This window comes from Streptomyces sp. NRRL B-1347, assembly GCF_000720325.1.
GTDB lineage: Bacteria > Actinomycetota > Actinomycetes > Streptomycetales > Streptomycetaceae > Streptomyces.
In genome coordinates this window covers 87,443-106,757 of sequence record NZ_JOJM01000033.1, presented here as the reverse complement: position 1 = coordinate 106,757, position 19,315 = coordinate 87,443, and the positions used below count along the sequence as shown (strand labels likewise).

The 19,315-nt window shown below is 73.2% G+C and carries 19 protein-coding genes and 1 tRNA gene; 7 read left to right on the top strand and 13 right to left on the bottom strand.

Annotated features, from left to right (window positions below):
- The first annotated feature begins 10 nt into the window (after positions 1 to 10).
- The gene (locus tag IG74_RS0125940) at positions 11 to 301 is read left to right on the top strand and encodes a hypothetical protein (RefSeq protein WP_030682035.1); all 291 of its coding nucleotides are present in this window, start codon (positions 11 to 13) and stop codon (positions 299 to 301) included.
- On the opposite strand, the gene IG74_RS0125935 is transcribed toward IG74_RS0125940, so the two are convergent.
- The 11 genes from IG74_RS0125935 to ehuB all read right to left on the bottom strand — a co-directional run bounded on the left by IG74_RS0125935 (position 241) and on the right by ehuB (position 10,650).
- Positions 241 to 2,457, bottom strand: coding sequence for an MMPL family transporter (locus tag IG74_RS0125935; protein ID WP_078869032.1), 2,217 nt, complete (start codon positions 2,455 to 2,457; stop codon positions 241 to 243). The genes IG74_RS0125940 and IG74_RS0125935 overlap by 61 nt on opposite strands.
- 169 nt (positions 2,458 to 2,626) lie before the next feature.
- Complete coding sequence (locus tag IG74_RS0125930; RefSeq protein ID WP_030682031.1) at positions 2,627 to 3,328, bottom strand: response regulator; 702 nt, start codon at positions 3,326 to 3,328, stop codon at positions 2,627 to 2,629.
- Positions 3,261 to 4,526: a sensor histidine kinase gene (locus IG74_RS0125925; RefSeq protein WP_078869031.1), complete on the bottom strand. Its 1,266-nt coding sequence runs from the start codon at positions 4,524 to 4,526 to the stop codon at positions 3,261 to 3,263. The genes IG74_RS0125930 and IG74_RS0125925 overlap by 68 nt, the downstream gene beginning before the upstream one ends.
- A gap of 111 nt (positions 4,527 to 4,637) precedes the next feature.
- Complete coding sequence (locus tag IG74_RS0125920; RefSeq protein WP_030682025.1) at positions 4,638 to 5,462, bottom strand: endo alpha-1,4 polygalactosaminidase; 825 nt, start codon at positions 5,460 to 5,462, stop codon at positions 4,638 to 4,640.
- Positions 5,463 to 5,519: 57 nt separating this feature from the next.
- Positions 5,520 to 6,242: a thioesterase II family protein gene (locus tag IG74_RS0125915; protein ID WP_037826066.1), complete on the bottom strand. Its 723-nt coding sequence runs from the start codon at positions 6,240 to 6,242 to the stop codon at positions 5,520 to 5,522.
- A gap of 142 nt (positions 6,243 to 6,384) precedes the next feature.
- Positions 6,385 to 6,458, bottom strand: a tRNA-Lys gene (locus IG74_RS0125910).
- A 53-nt stretch (positions 6,459 to 6,511) separates the two neighbouring features.
- Positions 6,512 to 7,270 carry an IclR family transcriptional regulator gene (locus IG74_RS0125905; RefSeq protein WP_030682021.1) on the bottom strand — a complete coding sequence of 253 codons (759 nt, stop codon included), beginning with the start codon at positions 7,268 to 7,270 and terminating at the stop codon, positions 6,512 to 6,514.
- A 189-nt stretch (positions 7,271 to 7,459) separates the two neighbouring features.
- Positions 7,460 to 8,275, bottom strand: a complete 816-nt coding sequence (gene ehuA / locus IG74_RS0125900; protein ID WP_030682020.1) for an ectoine/hydroxyectoine ABC transporter ATP-binding protein EhuA — start codon at positions 8,273 to 8,275, stop codon at positions 7,460 to 7,462.
- Complete coding sequence (gene ehuD, locus IG74_RS0125895; protein WP_030682018.1) at positions 8,265 to 8,930, bottom strand: ectoine/hydroxyectoine ABC transporter permease subunit EhuD; 666 nt, start codon at positions 8,928 to 8,930, stop codon at positions 8,265 to 8,267. The genes ehuA and ehuD overlap by 11 nt, the downstream gene beginning before the upstream one ends.
- Positions 8,927 to 9,721, bottom strand: coding sequence for an ectoine/hydroxyectoine ABC transporter permease subunit EhuC (gene ehuC, locus IG74_RS0125890; RefSeq protein WP_051855397.1), 795 nt, complete (start codon positions 9,719 to 9,721; stop codon positions 8,927 to 8,929). Before ehuC ends, ehuD begins: the two co-directional genes overlap by 4 nt.
- Complete coding sequence (gene ehuB / locus IG74_RS0125885) at positions 9,718 to 10,650, bottom strand: ectoine/hydroxyectoine ABC transporter substrate-binding protein EhuB (RefSeq protein WP_078869030.1); 933 nt, start codon at positions 10,648 to 10,650, stop codon at positions 9,718 to 9,720. Before ehuB ends, ehuC begins: the two co-directional genes overlap by 4 nt.
- Before the next feature lie 156 nt (positions 10,651 to 10,806).
- Between ehuB and IG74_RS0125880 the strand changes: the two genes are divergently transcribed.
- The 4 genes from IG74_RS0125880 to IG74_RS0125865 all read left to right on the top strand — a co-directional run bounded on the left by IG74_RS0125880 (position 10,807) and on the right by IG74_RS0125865 (position 14,394).
- The gene (locus IG74_RS0125880; RefSeq protein WP_030682008.1) at positions 10,807 to 11,301 is read left to right on the top strand and encodes a DUF3830 family protein; all 495 of its coding nucleotides are present in this window, start codon (positions 10,807 to 10,809) and stop codon (positions 11,299 to 11,301) included.
- Between the two features lie 251 nt (positions 11,302 to 11,552).
- Positions 11,553 to 12,461, top strand: a complete 909-nt coding sequence (locus IG74_RS0125875) for a hypothetical protein (protein ID WP_030682005.1) — start codon at positions 11,553 to 11,555, stop codon at positions 12,459 to 12,461.
- 28 nt (positions 12,462 to 12,489) lie between these two features.
- Positions 12,490 to 13,047: a carboxymuconolactone decarboxylase family protein gene (locus tag IG74_RS0125870; protein WP_030682001.1), complete on the top strand. Its 558-nt coding sequence runs from the start codon at positions 12,490 to 12,492 to the stop codon at positions 13,045 to 13,047.
- Between the two features lie 81 nt (positions 13,048 to 13,128).
- Positions 13,129 to 14,394, top strand: coding sequence for an MFS transporter (locus IG74_RS0125865; protein ID WP_030681998.1), 1,266 nt, complete (start codon positions 13,129 to 13,131; stop codon positions 14,392 to 14,394).
- A gap of 18 nt (positions 14,395 to 14,412) precedes the next feature.
- Here the strand turns inward: IG74_RS0125865 and IG74_RS0125860 are convergent, their stop codons facing one another.
- Both IG74_RS0125860 and IG74_RS0125855 read right to left on the bottom strand, forming a co-directional pair.
- Positions 14,413 to 15,828: an amidase gene (locus IG74_RS0125860; RefSeq protein WP_030681996.1), complete on the bottom strand. Its 1,416-nt coding sequence runs from the start codon at positions 15,826 to 15,828 to the stop codon at positions 14,413 to 14,415.
- A gap of 170 nt (positions 15,829 to 15,998) precedes the next feature.
- A complete protein-coding gene (locus IG74_RS0125855) occupies positions 15,999 to 16,985 on the bottom strand; it encodes a D-2-hydroxyacid dehydrogenase (RefSeq protein ID WP_030681994.1) in 987 nt (328 codons plus the stop codon).
- A gap of 459 nt (positions 16,986 to 17,444) precedes the next feature.
- Between IG74_RS0125855 and IG74_RS0125845 the strand changes: the two genes are divergently transcribed.
- Complete coding sequence (locus IG74_RS0125845) at positions 17,445 to 18,380, top strand: decarboxylase (RefSeq protein WP_030681992.1); 936 nt, start codon at positions 17,445 to 17,447, stop codon at positions 18,378 to 18,380.
- Positions 18,377 to 19,117, top strand: a complete 741-nt coding sequence (locus IG74_RS0125840) for an aspartate/glutamate racemase family protein (protein WP_030681990.1) — start codon at positions 18,377 to 18,379, stop codon at positions 19,115 to 19,117. The genes IG74_RS0125845 and IG74_RS0125840 overlap by 4 nt, the downstream gene beginning before the upstream one ends.
- The last annotated feature ends 198 nt before the right edge of the window (positions 19,118 to 19,315 follow it).

Genomic DNA, 19,315 nt, shown 5'->3' with positions numbered 1-19,315 from the left:
GATCCCGGGCATGAGCATGTCGGAGCAAGGGGCCCCGGAGCGCGGGGTCCGCACCCCGCGCCAGGCACGGCGACTGCGCGTCACCGCCGCCACCGCGGGGATGGCGGTGGCGGCGGTGCTGCTCGGAACGCATCTGGTGAATAGAGCGTCCGTTCTAGTCGTCGGTGTGTACGGGCTGCTGCTGATCCTCTGCGGCGTGGTCGTCGAGCTGAGCCGCCGCGGCCGGACCAGGCTCGGCAGCTACCTCCTCGGCTGCGGGCTCGCCGCCGCGGTCGTCATGGACGTCGTCGTGCTCTCCTGAGGTCCGGGCCCGACGGCCGCGCGCTCCGCCGCGACCGTCGCCGGCGCCTCCGAGAGCCCGTACCGCTGGTGCAGGCGGCGCAGGAACGGCGGCGCCCACCACGCGCGGTCGCCGAGCAGCGTCATCGCGGCGGGCACGAGGAGCATCCGCACGATCGTGGCGTCGATCAGGACCGCGAGCGTCAGACCGAGGCCGATCTGCAGGATCGGCGAGAAGCCGCCCGTCATGAAGCCGCCGAAGACGATGGCGAGCAGCAGCGCGGCGCAGGTCACCACGCGGCCCGAGCGGCGCAGCCCCTCGACGACCGCCTCGTGCGCGTTCCCGGTCGCCTCCCAGGACTCCCGCATCCGCGACAGGATGAACAGCTCGTAGTCCATGGCGAGCCCGAACGCGATCGCGATGATCAGCGGCGGCGCGGTCAGGCTGAGCGCGCCGAGCCCCTCGCCGCCGAGCAGGCTCGCCCCGTGCCCGTCCTGGAACACCCAGGTCACCACGCCGAGCCCGGCGCCCAGGCTGAGCAGCGTGGTGAGCAGCGTCCGCAGCGGGCTGAGCAGCGAGCCGGTGAAGGCGAAGAGCAGCGCGAACAGGCCCACGAGCACGGTGAGCACGGCCCAGGGGGCCCGGTCGGCGAGCATCTCCCGGAAGTCCACGAGCCGGGCCGCGGTGCCGGTGACCTTCGCCGGTTCGTCGCCGCGCAGCTCGCGCACCCGCTCGACGAGGGCGGTCGCCTCCGGCCCGTCCGCCGAGCCGGTCGGGGTGAGCCGCACCAGCGTCGTGCCGTTCGGCAGCCGGTCGCTGCTGGACCGGGTGACCTCGGACAGGGCGCGGATCTCGCGTTCGTAGGCCGGGTCGGCGCCGGGCCGGATCACGACGTCGACGGTGTTCACGTCCGTGCCGGCCGGGAAGTGCTCGTGCACGGCGTCGTAGAGCTGCCGGGCCTCGGTGTCGTGCGGCAGCTGGCGCGCGTCGCCGATCTCGATGCGCATGCCGAGCACGGGAAGCGCGAGCACGGCGAGCCCGGCGACGACGGCGACCAGGACGGGGTAGGGGCGGCGGGCGGCGAAGCGGGCGAGCCGGGCGAAGAGCGCACCGGGCTCCGCGGGCCGCTTCCGCAGGCGCGACTTCGTACGCCGGGGCGTGAGCTTGCCGCCGAACAGGGCGAGCAGGGCGGGGAGCAGCGTCAGGGCCGCCAGCATGTCGACCACGACGACCGCGCCCGCGGCGAGCCCCATGCTCCGCAGGAACGGGCTGGGGAACCAGACCAGGCCCGACAGGCACACGGCCACCGTCAGACCGGAGAACAGCACGGTCCGCCCGGCGTGCGCGACCGTGGCGTGCACGGCGCGTACGACGTCCCGCTCGTGCCCCCGTTCCTCGCGGAACCGCACCACCATCAGCAGCGCGTAGTCCACCGCGAGGCCGAGGCCGAGCATCGTCACGACCTGCACCGCGTACACCGAGATCTCGGTGAACTGGCTGAACGCGAACAGCGTCAGGAACGCCCCGGCCACCCCGCTCACCGCGACGAGCAGCGGCAGACCGGCCGCCCGGAGCCCGCCGAAGATCAGCAGCAGGACGAGGAGGACGGCGGGCAGGGTGATCAGCTCGGCGCGCGCCACGTCCTCCTGGGCGCGGCCGCCCATCTGGTCACCGAGCAGCGGGTCGCCGCTGACCGCCACGTCGACGCGGTCGCCCGCCGCCCCCGCGATCTCCCGCAGCCGGTCGGCGGCGTCGTTCACCGCGTGGATCTCGTCGCGGTCGGAGAGGTCGCCCTCCAGCGTGACGGGGATCAGGAGCACCTTCCCGTCCTCGGCGAGCAGCCCCTTCGCGGTGTACGGGTCGGCGACCCGGTCGACCCCCTTCTGGCCGCGCACGTCGGCGACCGCGTCGGCGACCGCCGCGCGCACCTCCTGCGCGCGCACCGATCCGTCCGTGCCGCCAGTGACGGACGCCGTGAACGACTCCCCGTCCGGGGTGAGCGGCCCGAGTACCTCGCTCGTGACCGCCGACTCGCTGCCGGGCACGTCCTCCACGGACGAGTTGAGGTCGCCGAACACCCGCGTGCCGAAACCGAATCCGACAACGAGCAGCAGTAACCAGACCAACAGCACCAAGACGGGACGGCGCGTTGCCGTCCGGGCGAGCGTGGCGAGCATGACCGCTCCTATCTGGCCCCAGGGGCCGGGGCGAGGAATGTTCTCGGCCACACCTTCGCCCGAGCGGGGCGCGCGGCGGATCGCCGTGGGGAGCGGTCTTCGGGACAGCGGTCCATGGGTCGCGCGGGGGAGGGGGACCGTCCGGCTCCCTCCGGCGGGGGAGGGAGGCTCAGCCGCCGTGGTCCCCGGGCACCACGAGCCCGTGCTCGTACGCGCAGATCACCGCCTGCACGCGGTCCCGCAGCGCCAGCTTCGACAGGACGTTGCTGACGTGGGTCTTCACGGTGTGCTCGCTGACCACGAACTCCGCGGCTATCTCCGCGTTCGACAGGCCCCGGGCGAGCAGCCGCAGCGTCTCCTCCTCACGGGCGGTGAGCACCGCGAGGCGCCCCGGCGAGGCCGCGGGGGGCGCGGCCGCCGCGGGCGACTCCGCCGCCTGGTCGGGGCGGCCCCTGCGCACGAAGTCCGCGACCAGACGGCGGGTCACGGACGGGGCGAGCAGCGAGTCCCCGGCCGCCACGACGCGGACCGCGTGCACCAGGTCGTCCCTGCGCACGTCCTTGAGCAGGAAGCCGCTCGCGCCCGCGTACAGGGCGTCGTACACGTACTCGTCGACGTCGAACGTCGTCAGCATCACCACCCGGCAGCCGGACTCCGCGCACACCACGCGGGCCGCCTCGATGCCGTCGACGCCGGGCATGCGGACGTCCAGGAGCAGCACGTCGGGCGCCAGGCGGCGCACGGCGTCGACGGCCTCGGCGCCGTCGCCCGCCTCCGCCACCACCTCGATGCCGGGCTGCGCGTCAAGGATCATCGCGAAGCCGCTGCGCACCAGCTCCTGGTCGTCGGCCACCACCACGCGGATGCTCATGCGCCAAGGATGCCGTGGGCAGCCGCGCCGCGACACGGAATCCGCCGCCCGCGGCGGGGCCCACGTCCACCTCGCCCCCGCAGGCGGCGGCGCGCTCGCGGATGCCGACGAGGCCGTAGCCCCCGGTGGCCGTCCGTGCCGCGCCCGTGCCGTCGTCGGTCACCGTGAGCGCCAATGCGCGCGGTGACCAGGCGACTTCGACGGTCACCAGGCTCGCCCCCGCGTGTTTCAGCACGTTCGTCAGCGCCTCCTGCGCCAGGCGGTACGCGGCCACGTCGACGTCGGCGGCCAGCGGGCGGGGCTCGCCGGATTCCTTCAACCGGACGGTGACGCCCGCCTGTTCGACGCGGGCGAGCAGCGCGGGCAGCGCCGCGAGGGCGGGCTGCGGACCCCGGTCGCCGCCCGCGGAGCCGTCGCCGTCCGCCTCCCGCAGCACCCCGAGGATCCGCCGCAACTGCTCCATCGCGTCCCGCCCGGCCGCGCCGATCGCCTCGAACGCCCGCTCCGCGCGCGTCGGATCGGCCCGCACCACCACGGGGCCCGCCTCCGCCTGCACCACCATGACGCTCACCGCGTGCGCCAGGACGTCGTGCATGTCCCGGGCGATCCGGGCCCGCTCCCGTGCGACGGCCCGCGCGGTCTCGCCGGCCCGCTCCCGCTCCAGGCGCAGCGCCCGGTCCTCCAGGGCCGCGGTGTAGGCGCCCTTGACCCGGGCGAGCACGCCGAAGCCGTACGCGCTGACGAAGCTCAGCAGGTGGAAGGCGTACTCGAAGGGCTCGGCCCGCTCCCGGAACGTCATCGTGGCCGTCGCGCCGACCAGCCAGGTGGCGAGCACGAGGCGCCGCTGCGCGGGCTTGCCGACGACGGCGAGGGTGTAGAGCGCGACCAGGCCGCCGTACGCGACGTCCGGCGGCGGCGCCCGGTAGACGGCCATCGCGGGCGTGAACACGCTCACCAGATAGACGCTGAGCATCGGCGCGCGCCGCCGCCACGCCAGCGGTACCGCGGTGCCCGCGCCGAGCAGGAAGCCGATCGGCGAGAGCCGGTCGTCGCCCTCGTGGGGGAAGACGAACTGCAGGGACGTGGCGAACAGGACGAGGGCGGCGAGCGCCCCGTCCTGGAGGTACGGGTGGAACAGGTGGAACGGGTGGTGACGGCGGCGCGCCGGTCCCGGTATCGGCACGGACGTTCGCTGCATGCGGCGGCTCCCTCGCACGGGGGTTGCCAGTTCAGCACGGGCGGCGGGCCGCGTCCTCGCCGGTGCGGGGGATATCCGCGCGGCCCGGCCGCGCGGCCCGCGCGGGGGAGGTCAGCAGCGCCGGTAGACGTGGCCGTCCGCTCCGGCGGGGGTCACGTCGCGGTCGCGCAGGATGACGGAGAGCTTGCCGCCCCAGCGGCGGCACGCGGCGTCGTACCCCTTCTTCTCGTACTCGATGTCGAAGACCCTCCCGCCGTACACCGCCGCGTAGTCGCCGCACTCGCCGTACTGGCCGCACTCCTCGGCGACGGCGAAGTCGAAGCCGAGCTTCGCGTCCAGGAACTCGGTGGTGTTCTTCTGCGCGATGGCCAGGCCCTGTTCGTGGGCCCTGCGCACCAGGAGCCGGGCGAAGGCCTTGCCGTCGGCGGCCTTGAGGCGGCCGTCGGAGCGGGCGTACGAGTCGAGGTTGTCGGGCTCCACGGCGTCGAAGCCGTCGCGTGCGCAGCCGTCGATCCACGGGCCGACGACGTCGAGCAGGGCCTCGCGCCTGGCCGCGGTGGAGATGTCGAGGAGCGGCTCCGCCCAGTCCTCGTCGACCACGAGCCCGCCCTGCGCGTCGCGCAGCAGCAGGTCGGGGTGGTTCTTCCGCCACCACGCGGCGGTCTTGCGGCCGGGCTGGGCCTGGAAGGCGTTGACGTAGCAGATGTTGTAGCGGCCCGGGACGGGCTTCGCCCCGCGGTCGCGGGAGACGGCACGGACGCCGTCCGGCGGCGGGTAGGCGCCGCCCAGCTGGTAGTCGAAGGCGACACCGGCGCGGGGCGCCCGCGGCGCGCGGTCGGGCCTTTCGGGGGACGAGTCGTCGCTGGAGCAGCTCGTGAGGAGCGCGGTGGCGAGAGCGAGGGCCCCGAGGGCGCGGGCCGGGCGGCTGAACGGCATCTGTCCGTCCTGTGGGTAGGGGGGGAGCGGCCCGAAGGGGGGCGCCCCGAAGGGTGCTCAGCGAACGCGCTCGATCAGGGCGAAGGGCGGCTCGTCCGCCAGGTAGAAGTGTCCGCCGGGCAGCGTGAACCGCTCGAAGGCGCCCCGCGTGGTCTCCCGCCAGGCGTCGGCGTGCTCGACGCTCACCCGGGTGTCGGCGTCACCGAGCAGCACGGTGACGGGGCAGTCGAGCGGGGCGGCGTCGGCCGGAGCCGCGTACCCCGCGACCATGCGGAAGTCCGCGCTCACGTACGGCATGACGAGTTCGAGGAAGAGCGGGTTGTCGAGCAGCTCCGCCTCCGTGCCGCCGAGGCTGCGCAGCACGTCGAGGACCTTCGCGTCGGAGAGCCCCGCGGCCTCCTCGGGGGTGCCCTGCGCGGTGTGCGGGGCCCGGGACGCCGAGGCGAAGAGGTGCTGCGGGCTCGCGCCCTCGGCCTGCCAGATCCGCGCGACCTCGTAGGCGACGGAGGCGCCCATGCTGTGCCCGAAGAAGACCGTGGGCCGGCCGTCCGGGAGCGGCCGCAGCTCCCGCGCGAGGTCGCGGGCCAGGCGGCGCAGGTCGGTGGCGGGCGGCTCGCCGATGCGCTCGCCGCGCGCCGGGTAGCAGACTGCGTGCACCTCGAAGTCCTGGAGGGCCTTGCCCCACGTGCGGAAGAAGTGCGGCGAGCCGCCCGCGTGCGGGAAGCACACGAGGCGCCGGGCCGCGAAGGGCCTCGGTTCCGCGACGATCGTCCACGCCATGCTGTCCCCCCACCATCGGATGCCTGGTCGAAATCCGATGATCGCACGCGAAGCCCACGCCTCCGGAAACGCGAAGAGGGCACTTCCGGAAACCGGAAGTGCCCTCTCGAAGCCAGCCTCAGGTGGGTGACCTGATCGCTAGTGCGCCGCCAGGGACTCGAACCCCGGACCCGCTGATTAAGAGTCAGCTGCTCTAACCAACTGAGCTAGCGGCGCCTGCTGACGAAGAAAATATTACCTGGTCCGAGGGGGTGCTCTCGACCACCGGTTCAGATCGCGAGCGAGAGCAGCACCGGCGCCGCCCTGCGGTTCAGGGTCTCCGCGGCCTCGCGCAGCCGGTGGGCGCGCTCGACCGGCAGGGACAGGGCGAGGCAGCCGACCGCGGCGCCCGCCGTGACGGGGACGGCGGCGCAGACCGTGCCCACCGCGTACTCCTGGATGTCGAGGACGGGGACCGTGGGGGCCTGGGCGGCGAGCTTCGTCAGGAGCACCCGCTCGTTCGTGATCGTCCGCGAGGTGAGCCGGGGCATCTTGTGGCGCGCCAGGTGGTCCCGGCGGGCGGCCACGTCCAGCTGGCCGAGCAGGCTCTTGCCGACCGCGCAGGCGTGGCCGGCGACGCGGAAGTCCACCCACTCGTTGACCTTCGGCGTCCCGGGCCCGTCGGCGACGGTCAGGACCCGGATCTCGCCGTCCACGTACCGGCTCACGTAGACCGCGGCGCCGATCGAGTCGCGCAGGCCGGTCAGCGTGGACTGGAGCTTCTCGCGCAGGGCCCGGCCGCGCTCGGCGGCGGAGCCGAGCCGGGTGAGCGACGCCCCCGTCACATACGCGCCGTCCGCATGCTGCTCCACGTACCCCTCGCGGAGCAGCATGCGAAGGAGCGGGGCGAGGCGGGCAGGGGGCAGCGCCGCGTGCCGGGCGAGCTCGTCGTCGGTGACGCCGGTGCCGCGGCGCGCGACGAGTTCGAGCACGCGCAGGGCGTGCTGCACCGACCGGTGCGCCGTCGTCGGCTCGTGCTGGAGCGTCACGGCTCTCCCCCTCGACCCCTTGTGGCCACGGTGGCCTGGTGATCCCTGGACGGTACGGTTTCCGGACAGCTGGACTCTGTCCACCATAACCGCCAAATCGCCTGCTGGTAGGGGGCGTTGGAGGTTTCTACGGCGTTCCCGGCGCGCCCCGGCGGGGGAGCGCCGGGAAAACCCCGACGCGGGCGCCGCTCAGAGCACCGCCGACAGGAATTCGCGGGTCCGCTCGTGCCCGGGGTCGGAGAAGATCTTCTCCGGCGGCCCCGACTCGATCACCCGGCCCGCGTCGAACATCAGTACCTGGTCGGAGATGTCCCGGGCGAAGCTCATCTCGTGCGTCACGCAGAGCATGGTGATGTCCGTGGTGTGCGCGATGTCCCGCAGCACGTCGAGGACCCCGGCGACCAGCTCCGGGTCGAGCGCCGACGTCACCTCGTCCAGGAGCAGCACCTGCGGGCGCATCGCGAGCGCGCGGGCGATGGCGACCCGCTGCTGCTGGCCGCCGGACAGCTGCGTCGGGTAGGCGTCGTGCTTGTCGCCGAGGCCGACCAGGTCGAGCAGGTCGCGGGCGCGCTGCTCGGCCTCGTCCTTGGACAGGCCGAGGACGGTGACGGGCGCCTCCGTGATGTTGCGCAGCACCTTCATGTTCGGGAACAGGTTGAACTGCTGGAAGACCATCCCGATGTTCTTGCGGACCTCGCGGACGTGCTTCTCGCCCGCGGGCACGAGCCTGCCGTTCTTCTCCTCGTGCGTGAGGTACGAGCCGCCGACCTTGATCGTGCCCTCGTCCGGCGCGATCAACGTCATGAGCAGGCGCAGGATCGTCGTCTTGCCGGAGCCGGAAGGGCCGATCAGCGTCACGTGCTTGCCGGAGGCCACGGAGAAGTCCAGCTCGTCCAGGACCGTGTTCGAGCCGAAGCGCTTGACGACCTTGTCGAAGCGGATCAGCTCGCTGCCGTCGACGGCCGGGTTCGCCCGGTCCTTGGAGAGGGGGGTGTCAGCGGACAAGACGGCGCTCCAGTGCTCGCAGGAGGAGGGAGGACGGATAGGCGATGAGGATGAAGGCGACGCCGACGACGGTCAGCGCCTCCGTGTACTGGAAGGTCTGGGCGGCTTCGAGCCGCGAGCGCTGGAGCAGCTCCAGGACGCCGATGCTGGCGAGCAGCGGGGTGTCCTTGAGCATGGCGATGACGTAGTTGCCGAGCGCGGGGACCACGCGGCGGATCGCCTGCGGCAGGATCACCGCGGTCCAGGTGCGCGGGTACGACAGGCTCAGCGCCTTGGCCGCCTCCCACTGGCCGACCGGCACGGCCTCGATGCCCGCGCGGTAGACCTGCGCGGTGTACGTCGAGTAGTGCAGCCCGATCGCGATGGTGCCGGTGGTCTCGGCGGAGAACTGGATGTTCCACTCCGGCAGCACGAAGAACAGGAAGAACAGCTGCACCAGGAGCGGGGTGTTGCGGATGAACTCGGTGATCAGGCCGACCGGCCAGCGGACGAACCGCGTCGGCGCGCGGAAGGCGAGCGCCCACAGGAGCCCCACCGAGAAGGAGATCAGCGAGCCGAGCGCGAGCACCTGGAGGGTGATCAGCAGCCCGTCCCAGAAGTGCGGCATGAAGTCGGCCACCGCGCCCCAGTCCCATTTGTCCGTACTCTGGTTCATCGCGAGGCACCTCCGCCCGTGACGTCCGTGACGCGCATCACGCCCGTGGCGCCGGTGACGCCCGTGGAGCTCAGCTCGCTCGACTTGGCGCTCGGCCGGCGAAACCGCAGCCAGGGCCCGATCCCCTGCCGCGGCTCCGGGAACTGCCCGACTCCGGCCTTGGCCTTCCGCTCCAGGAGCTTCATGCCGCGCGTCAGCAGGAAGGCGAGCACGAAGTAGATGACCAGCGTGATCGAGTAGATCTGCGCGCTCTCGGTGGTCGCGAGCCGCACCAGGTACGCGGCGAAGGACACGTCGCCGATGCCGAGCAGCGACACCAGGGCGGTGCCCTTGAGCAGCTCGATGAGCAGGTTGCAGAACGACGGGATCATCTCCGGGACCGCCTGCGGCAGCAGGATGAGCCGCATCCGCTGCCACGGCGTGAAGCTCAGCGCGACCCCCGCTTCGCGCTGCGCCGGAGCCACCGCGTTCAGGGCGCCGCGCACGATCTCGGCGCCGTACGCGCCGTAGGAGAGCCCGAGGGCGAGCACGGCCGCCCACATCGGCACGAGCGCCCAGCCCGCGAGCTGCGGCAGCACGAAGAAGATCCAGAACATCAGGACCAGGGCGGACATGCCCCGGAAGACCTCGGTGTAGAACCCGGCGAAGAACCGCACCACGCGTGAGCGGTGGGTGCGCGCCATGCCCACGCCGAAGGCGACGGCGGTCGCGAGAGCCGCGCTGCAGACGGTCAGCTGGACGGTGATCCAGATGCCCGGCAGGACCCAGTGTTCCCAGAGGCCCGCTGTCATCGGCACAGCTCCTTGGCGGTCAGGGTGGTCATCTCGGCCTTGGTGAAGCCGAAGCGCTTGAGCACCCGGAAGAGCTCGCCGCTCTTCTTCATCTTGTGGATCTCCACGTTGAAGGCGTCGCGGAGCTTGGTGTCCGAGGGGCGGAAGGTGAAGCCGCCGCCGTCGACGTGCTTCTTGCCGTCCACGATCGGCGCGAACGGGTCGGTCGCCTCGGCCTTGCGGCTCTTCTTCACGACCCCGCGCGTCGTCAGGGCGGTCCCGCCGAAGACGTCGATGCGCCCGGCCTCGACGGCGTTCAGGCCCGCGACCTGATCCTGGAGGATCACGATGTCGCTCTCCTTGTACCCGGCGCCGACCGCGTACCCGATCTCGGCGTAGCCGGTCCCGGTGCCGAACTTGGCCTTCTTCTTCACCACGTCCTCGTACGTGTGAAGCCCCATCGGGTTGCCCTTGCGGACGATGAAGGAGTCGAGCATCTGGTACTCGGGATCGGAGAAGATCACCTGCTGGCAGCGCTCTTTGTTGATGTACATCCCGGCGGACACGACGTCGAACTGCTGCGTCTTGAGTCCCGGGATCAGCGAGCTGAAGTCGGTCGCGACCGGCTGTACGTCGCCGACGCCGAGGCGCTTGAAGATGATCTTCGCGAGCTCCACCGCCTCGCCGGTGAAGTCCCCTTCGTCGTTGATGTATCCGTACGGCGCCTCGCCCGCGATGCCGAGCCGCACCGTGCCCTGCGACTTCAGGCGGGCCAGCGTGTCCCCGGTGGGCACGCGGCTGCAGCCCGCCGCGCCCAGCGCGCCGACCGCGCCGAGGGCGGCGGCGGACGCCAGGACCGCGCGCCGGGGCAGTCCGGGCGCGCGCCCCGGTCTGCCTCCGTCCGCCCTTCCGCTCGCTGTCTTGATTGGGTTGCTCAGTGGTGGAGCCATGGGCGCGCGGCTACCCGACCCGATGCGAGATATGCGGATGAGTTCAGGCCCCGCCGTATCCCCGCCGCCATCCTCGCCGGTGTCCCCGCCCGTGTCCTCGCCCCCGGTCGCGGTCCTCTTGACGCGGGCGGCGGCCCCGGGAGGACCATGGGGCGCATGGCAGACCGCTACATCGAAGTCGCCCTCGCCAAGCGCGGTGTCCGGGCCACGGCGCGGCTCCTCGACGACAAGGCCCCGGTGACCTGCGCGGCCGTGTGGGACGCGCTGCCGCTCGGCGGCGACGTGTACCACGCGAAGTACGCCCGCAACGAGATCTATGCCCTCTTTCCGCCCTTCGCCCCCGAAGAGCCCCCACTGGAGAACCCCACCATCACGCCCATCCCGGGCGACCTGTGCTACTTCACCTTCACCGGCACCGAGTTGGGCACGTCGTCGTACGGCTACGACGCGCGGCCCCAGAGCGGCACCATCGTCGACCTCGCCCTCTTCTACGAGCGCAACAACCTGCTGATCAACGGCGACGTCGGCTGGGTCCCCGGCATCGTCTGGGGCCAGGTCGTGGACGGCCTGGACGTCCTGGCCGAGGCCTGTAACGACCTGTGGCGCGCCGGGGCCCAGGGGGAGACCCTGAGCTTCCGGCGGCAACCCTGAGCCACGGCCGACCGCGACCGGTGGGGTCGCGCCGGGCCGACGGATGAGGGCACCTACGCGGTAGGTGCCCTCTTTTTCGTTCCCTGGGGGCTTCTGTGCCCTTCGCGCGCCCTTCTCCCGCCCGCCCTTCTCCCGCTCGCGAGATTCTGGCGATCAAGCCTTCCGGAATACCCCCCAGGGGTATATGGTTCTGATCATCGTCCTGAACGGGGCGGCGCCCGAACGGCGCGATCACACCTAGGGGAGACGTCATGACGAACCACGCGGGCCACGACCACACCAACCACGGTGGTCACGCCAACCACGGTGGTCACGCCGGTCACGGCGGCGGCCGCCCCGGCGGCCTCTCGGTCTCCGAGAACGGCTACACCCTGGAGCTCGACGCGACGATCCTCACCCCCGGCGTGCAGCCGGTCAGCTTCCGGGTGATCGGCCCCGACGGGCGTCCGGTGACCGAGTTCACGCCCGAGCACGAGAAGGAGCTGCACTTCATCGCCGTCCGGCGCGACACGGCCGGGTTCCAGCACGTGCACCCGGTGCGGGACGAGAAGGGCACCTGGAGCGTCGAACTGGCCCTGGAGCCCGGGGACTGGAGATTCTTCACCGACGTCCACCCGGCCGGTCACGACGGGACCATGACGCTGGGGATAGACGCCGCGGTCGCCGGTGCCTACGACCCGCGGCCGCTCCCCGAGGTCACCGGGGTCGCGCAGCTCGGCGAGTACGCCGTCGCGCTCGACGGCGACCTCGTGCCCGGCGAGGCGAGCGAACTGACCCTCACCGTCAGCCGGGACGGCCGCCCCGTCACCGACCTGGAGCCCTACCTGGCCGCGTACGGACACCTGGTGGCACTGCGGGTCGGCGACCTGGGCTACCTCCACGTACACCCGGAGGGCGAGCCCGGAGACGGCGTCACCGCGCCGGGTCCGGAGATCGCCTTCATGGCGGTCGCGCCGACGGCCGGCACCTACCGACTGTTCCTGGACTTCCAGCACAACGGCACCGTCCGGACGGCCGAGTTCACGGTGCGGACCGCCGAGGCCGCCCCCGAGCACGGCGGTCACCACGGCGCCCCCGAGCACGGCGGTCACCACGGCGCCCCCGAGCACGGCGGTCACCACGCCGACCACGCGCACCATGCACACCACGCCCACCACTGACCGGCCCCGCGCCGGAAGGAGCGTCGTCATGCCCCGCCTGACCCGACTCACGCCCGACACGGCCGTCGGCGCCTCGCGCGACCTCCTCGCCGACCTGGCGTCCCGCCACGGCCGACTCGGCGACATGGTCTCCACGATGGCGCACTCACCGGCCGTCCTCGGCGGCTACCTCCAGCTCAGCAGGGCGATGGGGCGAGCCAAGCTCGACCGCGGGACCAGCGAACGGATCTCGATCGCCGTCCAGACCCGCCAGGGATGCGGCCTCTGCCTCGAAGCCCACGTCGGCGCCGCCCGCGCCAGAGGAGTGGACGAGGCGGAGATCGAGCGGGCCCGCGCGGGCACCTCGGCCGATCCCGCGATCGCGGCGATCATCGCCCTCGCCCTCCAGATCCACCGCGAGCCGACGTCGATCACCGACGAACAGGTCGACGCGCTGCGGAGGCACGGCTACAGCGACCGCGAGATAGCGGACGTCGTCGGTGTCGTCGCCCTCAACATCCTCACCGGCGCCTTCAACCTGCTCGCAGGCCTCACCCCCCTCACACCCCTCACACCCCTCACGCCGGGGAGCGACACCGGTGCGTAGAGACACCCCCGCCTGTACGCGCGGGGCACGGCCCCCGCCCCGGGGCCGTGCCCCGCCGCATGGACACGGAAGGAAACCGCCATGCGACTGTTCGCCATCCGCGACTACCGCCATCTGTTCGGTGCCCAGGTCATCGCCCTGTTCGGCACCGGCCTCACCACCGTGGCCCTCGGACTGCTCGCCTATGACCTCGCGGGGCCGCAGGCCGGGATGGTCCTCGGCACCGCCCTGACGATCAAGATGGTCATGTACGTGGTCATCGCCCCGCTGGCCGCCGCGTACGTCGACCGGCTCCCCAGGAGAACGCTCCTGGTCCTGCTCGACGTGGTCCGCGGCGCGGTGGTCCTGGCGCTGCCGCTGGTCACCGAGGTCTGGCACATCTACGTCCTGATCGGCCTGCTCCAGGCCGCGTCCGCCGCGTTCACCCCGACGTTCCAGGCCGTCATCCCCGACATCGTCACCGACGAGTCCGCCTACACGCGTGCGCTGTCCGCCTCCCAGGTCGCCTCCACCATGGAGAGCCTGCTCAGCCCCGTCCTCGCGGCCGTCGCCCTGACGTTCATGAGCTTCGACCGGCTGTTCCTCGGCACCTCCGCCGGATTCCTCCTCTCCGCCCTGCTCGTCCTGTCGGCGCGCGTCCCGGACGCCCGCCCCAGCGCCCACACCAAGGCGTGGGACAAGGCGGCCGCGGGGATCAGGACCTTCCTCAGGACACCGCGGCTGCGCGGCGTCATGGCGCTCAACCTCGTGGTCGCGGCGGCAGGCGCGATCGTCGTCGTCAACACCGTCAACCACGTGCGCGACGAGCTCGGCGGCTCGCAGTCGGACGTCGCCCTGATGCTCGCCGCAGCCGGCACCGGAACCCTCCTGGCCGCCCTCGCGCTGCCCCGCGTGCTCGACCGGATCGCTGCCCGCACCGTCATGATGACCGGCGCCGGAGTCCTCGTCGGCGGTACGGCCGCCGCGCTGACGCTCACCGCGGCCGATCTGGCCACCTGGACCGGCACGGCGGTCGTCTGGGCGGTGATCGGCATCGGCATGGCCCTGGTCATCACGCCGACCGGCAAGGTCCTGCGCGCCTCCGTCGCACGGCACGAGATTCCCGAGGCGTTCGCGGCCCAGTTCTCCCTGTCGCACCTGGCCTGGCTGATCACGTATCCGATCGCGGGCTGGCTCGGCACGAGCGCGGGCTTCACCCTCGCCTGGTCCGTCCTCGCGGTCCTCGCCGGGGCGGGAGCGGTCGCCGCCCACCTCCTGTGGCCGCGCGGCACCGGGCGGCCCGCCGTGACCCCCGCTCTGCACGCACCCGCCAAGGACGACCGGTCCGCCCTGACCAAGGCGGCGTGAAGCGCCGCGCGACCGCCCCTAGTCCCCCGACCCGGCCCCACCGGGCCGGGGGATCGCCGTCGCCCCGGCCTCGTACAGGGCGTGCGCCGCCCGCAGCACCACGTCGTCGGCGAACCGCGCCCCGACGAGCTGCATCCCCACGGGCAGCCCGTCCCCGTCCACCCCGCACGGCACCGTCGCCGCGGGCTGCTGGGTGAGGTTGAAGGGGTACGTGAACGGGGTCCACCCCGTCCACCGCCGCGCCCCGCTCCGCGGCGGCACCTCGACCCCCGCAGCGAAGGCCGTGATCGGCAGGGTCGGCGTGACCAGCAGGTCGTACGTCTCGTGGAAGCGGCCCATGCGCCGACCGAGCTCCATGCGGACGTCGACCGCCGCCAGGTAGTCGAGCGCGCTGTACCGCGCGCCCTGCCCGCACACCTCCCGCAGCGCCGGGTCGAGCAACTCCCGGCGCGCGGGCGGCAGCTGCTGCACGACCCGCGCCGCCCCGCTGAACCACAGCGTGTGGAAGGCCTCCACGGGATCGGCGAAGTCGGGGTCGGTCTCCTCGACGTACGCGCCGAGCGACGCCAGGGCCTCCACGCCCCTGCGCACGGCCGCCGCCACCGCGGGCCGCACCGCGACCTGCCCGCCGAGCGTCGGCGAGTACGCCACCCGCAGCCCCCGCACCCCGCCGCGCAGCGCCTCCTGGAAGGTGCCCTCGCGCGGGCCGAGACAGGACCAGTCCCGCGCGTCGGGAAGCCCGATCACATCCATGAGCAGCGCCGCGTCCGCCGCGTCCCGCGTCATCGGCCCCACGTGCGAGAGCGTTCCGAACGCGGACGGCGGGAACAGCGGCACCCTGCCGTACGTCGGCTTGAGCGCGAAGATCCCGCAGAACGCGCCGGGGATCCGCACCGAGCCGCCGCCGTCGGTGCCGAGTGAAAGGGGCCCCGCGCCCAGGGCCACGGCCGCCGCGCCGCCGCCGCTGGAGCCGCCCGCGGTGCGCGTGGTGTCGTATGGATTGCGGGTGATCCCGTGCCGGGGACTGTCCGTGACGCCCTTCCAGCCGAACTCGGGCGTCGTCGTCTTGCCGACGAACACCGCGCCCTGCTCGCGCAGCCGCGCCACGGACGGCGCGTCCTCCTCCCAGACGCCGTCCTCGGCTATGCACCGGGAGCCGCGCAGCGTGGGCGCGCCCCGCTGCAGCAGGATGTCCTTGACGGTGACGGGCACCCCGTCCACGAGCCCGAGCGGCTCGCCCGCGCGCCAGCGCGCCGCGCTCTCCCGCGCCCCCGCGAGCGCCCCCTCCGCGTCGACACGGACGAACGCGTTCACCGCGGGCTGGATCTCCTCGGCCCTGCGCAGCACCGCGCGGGCCGCGTCGACGGGGCTGAACTCGCCCTTGCGGTAGCCGTCGACGAGTCGTCCTGCGGTCAGATCGGCGAGATCGGTCATGCACGCTCCTGGATGAGTGCCCGGCGGGGGACAGCGGGGGACAGCGGGGGACGTGTCGGGAACAACGGCAAGGGACCTGCGAACACGAGTGTTGGGGGACGTGCGCCCGGGGAGAGCGGTGGGCCCGGGGGCGCGGGGGACGCGTGATCCCTGCCCACTCACGACCGCGGTCAGTGCCCCGGAACGTAACCGCGTTTCTTGTCGACCACGTTCGTCAGCGACCGCCCCGCCTCCCACTGCCCGTACAACTTCACGAACTGCGCGCCGAGTTCGTCGCGCCAGCCGACCGTGTCCCCGCTCATGTGCGGGGACACGAGCAGCCCGGGGGCCGTCCACAGCGGGCTGTCCGGAGGCAGCGGCTCGCTCTCGAAGACGTCGAGGGCCGCGCCCGCGATCCACCGCTTCGACAGCGCGGCCACCAGGTCCTCCTCCACGACCAGCGGGCCCCGGCCCACATTGATGAACCGCGCCGACGGCTGCATCACGCCGAAGCGCCGCTCGTCGAACATGCCGCGCGTGGCCTGGGTGAGCGGCGCCGCGCACACCACCCAGTCGGCGCGCGCGAGCAGCCGGTCGAGGTCGGCGGGGCCGTGCACGCCGGTGCGCGGGCGGCGGCCGACGAGGACCGTGGTGATGCCGAGCGCCTTGAGCGTGCGCACGACCGCCCGGCCGATCGGGCCCGAACCCACCACGCACGCGCGCGTGCCCGCGATCCGCTGGCTCTCGCGGTGCAGCCAGGTCCGCTCGCCCTGGAGCGCGAGGGTGCGCGGCAGGTCCTTGGCCATGGCGAGCACGAGCGCCGCGACGTACTCGGCGATCGGCTGGTCGAAGACGCCCCGGGCATTGGTCACCACCGCGTCGGAGGCGACGAGTTCGGGACACATCAGCCGGTCGACGCCCGCGCTCGCGGTGTGCACCCAGCGCGGCCTCGGCCCCTCGCCCGGCCAGGCGTGGCGCACCGCGTCGGACAGGAAGTCCCACACCAACAGCACGTCGGCGTGCGGAAGTTCCCCGGCGAGGCCGTCCGCGTCGGTGTGCCGGATCCGGGCCCGGCCGGTCAGCGCGCCGAGCCGCGGCGGCGGCGCGGGCGCCGGGGCGTCGAGCACGAGCACGGTCGGGGGCGCGGCACGGGCCCCGGAGCCGGTGCTTTCGGACACGGTGGAGAAACCATTTCGCAACGAGAGCCCGCTTCCCTGGAAGTACGTGCTGGACTGTGCGTGCTGGACTGTGCGTGCTGACTGGACGTGCAGGACCGGACGTACGCGTGGCACGTGTCGCCGGGCGTCCGGACCGCGGCCCGGACGGCGTGCCCGGTCCGCGCTCGGACGACGGCTCGGACGACCGCTCGCGCGGCGCCCGCGGTGCCGCGTGAACCGACGTCTTCGACTGTCTGAGATGTGCGGATTGACCACGCTGGCACCCGAACCTACCTTCGTCAACAGAGGCACTTCACTCCCGTGACCGCGGCGGCCGAGTGCGTTCCGCGCACCCGCTCCCGCGACCGTGTGCACCCCGCACGCATCCCCCGTCCCGACGTCCCGGCGCGTCGCCGGCACCGCACCACTTCCGGCCCCCGGCCGGCCCTGTCACTGCACGCACGAACGTAGGGCCTGCTCATGGACGTCACTTCCTTCTCGATGGCCGGCGGACCACACCCCCAGCGCGGTGTCGGCGTCGTCGCCCCCTTCGACTTCGCCCTGGACCGCGAGCTGTGGCGGTGGGTCCCCGACGACGTCTCCCTGCACCTCACGCGCACCCCGTACGTGCCGGTCGAGGTCAGCCTCGACCTCGCGCGCCTCGTCAGCGAGCACGAGACGCTCGCCGAGGCGGTCCGCGCGCTGACCGCCGCCGAGCCCGAAGTCCTCGCCTACGCCTGCACGTCGGGCAGTTTCGTCGGCGGCGTGGCGGGCGAGCGCGCCATGTGCGAGGCCATGGCGCGCGAAGGGGCCGTGGCCGCCGTGACCACCTCGGGCGCGCTCCTGGAGGCGCTCGCCGAGCTGGACGCGCGCCGCATCGCCCTCGTCACGCCGTACACCTGGTCGGTGACCCAGTCCCTGGAGGAGTACCTGGGCGAGGCGGGCGTCTCGGTCGTGGGCCGCGCCTACCTCGGGCTCACCCGGCACATCTGGAAGGTGCCCTACCGCGATGTCGCGGACATGGCGCGCCGCGCCGTCCTGCGCCCGGTGGACGCGCTGTTCATCAGCTGTACGAACCTCCCGACGTACGACGTCATCCCGCAGCTGGAAGCGGAGCTTCGAGTACCGGTCCTGTCGGCGAACCAGGTGACGATGTGGTCGGCACTGCGACGGCTGGGTACGCGTGCGGTAGGGCCTTACCAAGCGCTGATCGACGCGGGCGCGCGGCCGGGCGCGGCGACGCTCGCCCCCCTGGACCCGGCGCTCGGGTCACCGGCGGGCGGCGTGCCGGAACCGGCGGTGACCGAGCCGCCGTCGGCCGGGCCGCCCGCCCCCGCGGTGCCCCCGGAGGCCCTGCCGGAACCGCCCGCGGGGCCCGGAGCCGCGGGCCCCACCGCAGAAGGAGGCTGGACTTGACCGCACTCGGATTCCTCTACCCGGGGCACTCCGCGGAGGACGACTACCCACGCGTCGAACAGCTCCTCGGCTCCGACATCCGGCTCCAGGTCGTCCACACCGACATCGGCGAGGACGCGCACCGCGTCGACGCGCTCCTGGAGATGGGCTCGCCCGCGCGGCTCGCCGCCGGGGTGGAGGAGCTGCGCCTCACCGGAGCGGAGGCCGTGGTGTGGGCGTGCACCAGCGGGAGCTTCGTCTTCGGCTGGGAGGGCGCCCACGACCAGGTGCGGGCCCTCGCCCGGTCGGCGGGCCTGCCCGCGTCCTCCACGTCCTTCGCGTTCGCCCACGCGGCACGGGAGCTGGGGGCGGGGCGCGTCGCCGTCGCGGCCACGTACCCCGAGGACGTCGCCGGGCACTTCGCCGCCTTCCTCAAGGCGGCGGGGGTCGACGTGGTGTCCCTGCACCCCAGCGGCATCGTCACGGCGGCCGAGGTCGGCACGTGGGGGCGCGACGAGGTCCTCGCCCTCGCCCGCGCGGGCGACCACCCCGACGCGCAGGCCGTGCTCCTGCCCGACACGGCCCTGCACACCGCCGCCCACCTCCCCGACCTGGAGGCCGCCCTCGGCAAGCCCGTCCTCACCGCCAACCAGGTCACCGTCTGGGAAGCCCTCCGCCTGGCCTCCCGCCGAGTCAACGCCCCCCGCCTGGGATCCCTCTTCACGAAGGAGCCCCTGGTCCAGGCACCTGGGGCCTAGCCCTCGCTCCTCAAACGCCGGAGAGGCTGAAGGATCCAGCCCCTCCGGCGTTTGAGGAGCGGGGGTCTGGGGGCGGAGCCCCCAGGGATCGGGAAGGGGCGCCCGCGCGCGGAGCGCGCTGATGGACGCAGTGGGGCGCCCCGCGAGGGACCGGGAATAACCGGAGCCCCCCTCCTGTTACTGCCCTCCGTACCGACG